Annotated in this window: 2 protein-coding genes; both read left to right on the plus strand. The window is 68.3% G+C overall.

From position 1 onward, the window contains the following. The coding region (locus tag WAZ62_RS15440; protein ID WP_422644426.1) for a murein hydrolase activator EnvC family protein at window positions 1-741 on the plus strand (741 nt) is incomplete at its 5' end. After that, window positions 738-2,075, plus strand: coding sequence for a S41 family peptidase (locus WAZ62_RS15445; RefSeq protein ID WP_422644427.1), 1,338 nt, complete (start codon window positions 738-740; stop codon window positions 2,073-2,075). The genes WAZ62_RS15440 and WAZ62_RS15445, both read left to right, overlap by 4 nt. The last annotated feature ends 124 nt before the right edge of the window (window positions 2,076-2,199 follow it).

Below are 2,199 nucleotides of genomic sequence, written 5' to 3' on the forward strand. Positions count from 1 at the left end.
ACCCTGACCTCCCTCGCCGACGAGCGGGTGGAAATCGACCGGCTGCTGGCGAAGAAGGCCGAGGACAGCCGGCGTCTCGACACGTTGGTCGCGGCCGAGACGAAACGGGTCGACCAGTTGGCCGCCAAGGCGAAATCGGTCGAGGATCTGCTGGCCGCGGTCGAGAAGGCGAGGCGCGAGCGTGAAGCCGCGGCGGCGGTCGTCGAGGCCGAACGTGTCGCCGCCCTGGAAGCCGAACAGGCCGCCGCCGCGAAGCCGGGCCAGGTCGCCGCCGTCACGGCGGAGCCTTCAACACCCGCCGCGCCCGACCGGCCCTCGGTCATGGCGCGGTTTTCGAGCCTCAAGGGCAAGCTGGCCTGGCCGGCCGCCGGCGAGATCACGGCCCGTTTCGGCGACCGTCAGGCCAATGGCCTGACCTCGCGCGGGTTTCGCATCGCGACAAGGCCGGGCGCCCAGATCACGGCGCCCGCCGCCGCCGATGTCGCCTTCGCGGGAACCTTCACGGGCTACGGGCAGCTCTTGATCCTGTCGCAAGGCGACGGGTATCATCTGCTGCTGGCGGGGATGGATCGAATTGACGTGAGCGTCGGACAGAAGGTTCTGGCCGGCGAGCCGGTCGGTCAGATGGAAAGCGCCCGTGACGGCGCCCGGCCGGTGTTGTATGTCGAGTTGAGGCACAATGGAGAGCCGGTGGATCTGACCCCCTGGCTGACATCAGGTGCGACCAAGGTAAGCGGATGATGCGAATGAATCGAGCAGTCGTGGCCTTCCTCGCATTTGCGGCGGGTGCAGCCATTCCCATATGCGTTCAGGCCGGTTCGGCCGAGACCTACCGCCAGCTGAACCTGTTCGGCGATGTCTACGAGCGGGTCAAGAGCGACTATGTCGACGAAGCGACCGACGAGAAGCTGGTGGAAGCCGCGATCAACGGCATGCTCGCCTCGCTCGACCCGCATTCCAGCTACATGAACGCCAAGGCGTTCGGCGACATGCAGGTACAGACGCGCGGCGAATTCGGCGGCCTCGGCATCGAGGTCACGATGGAGAACGGCTTCGTCAAGGTGGTGACGCCGATCGACGAAACCCCCGCCTCGCGCGCCGGCCTCAAGACCGGCGATTACATCGTCTCCCTCGACGGCAAGGAAGTCCTTGGCCTGACGCTGCAGGAAGCGGTCGAGAAGATGCGCGGCCCGGTGGATTCCAAGATCGTCATCTCGGTCAAGCGCGACGGCATCGCCAAGCCCTTCGACCTGACCCTGACCCGCGCCGTGATCAAGATCCGCGCCGTCCGCTCGCGCCGCGAGGGCGACGTCATCTATGTCCGCGTCACCCAGTTCAACGAACAGGTCGATGCCGGCGTGAAGAAGGCGATCGCCGAGCTGACCCGGGAAATCGGCGCGGACAAGGTGAAGGGCGTCGTCCTTGACCTCCGCAACAATCCGGGCGGCCTCCTCGATCAGGCGATCGCCATTTCCGATGAATTCCTCGACCGGGGCGAAATCGTCTCGACCCGGGGGCGCAAGCCCGACGACGTCTCGCGCTACAGCGCCACCCAGGGCGACCTGATGGCGGGCAAGCCGGTCGTCGTGCTGATCAACGGCGGCTCGGCCTCGGCGTCGGAAATCGTCGCCGGCGCCCTGCAGGACCACAAGCGGGCCCTGATCATGGGCACGCGGTCCTTCGGCAAGGGTTCGGTCCAGACCATCATCCCGCTGCCCAACCAGGGCGCCCTGCGCCTGACCACGGCGCGCTACTTCACGCCGTCGGGCCGGTCGATCCAGGCCAAGGGCATCGAGCCGGACAAGCAGGTGATCCAGCCCCTGCCCGATGGCGCCAAGCCCGAGGACGTGCCGCAGCTGCGTTCGGAAGCCGATCTGCCCAACCACCTTCAGGGCGACGGCGAAGGCAATCCGGCCGGCTCCGGCGCGGGTGCCGGACCCGGCCCCGGTGCCGGCGCGGAGACCCCGCGCAGCGCCGATGAAATCCCCGAGGATCGCGCCAAGGATGTCCAGCTCGACCAGGCCCTGGCGCAGATTGCCACGCTGAAGGTGGTCGACGGCAAGATCGCCAACTGACGGCGCCGCGGTGAGCCGGGACCAGGACCGACCGACGGCGCCAGCGACGGCAGCGCCCCCCGTCAGACGGGTGGCGGTCCTGCCGCTGGCGGTCATGCTGGCCGCCGCCACGGTTGGCGGCCTG

The organism is Zavarzinia sp. (assembly GCF_049306435.1).
Taxonomy (GTDB): domain Bacteria; phylum Pseudomonadota; class Alphaproteobacteria; order Zavarziniales; family Zavarziniaceae; genus Zavarzinia.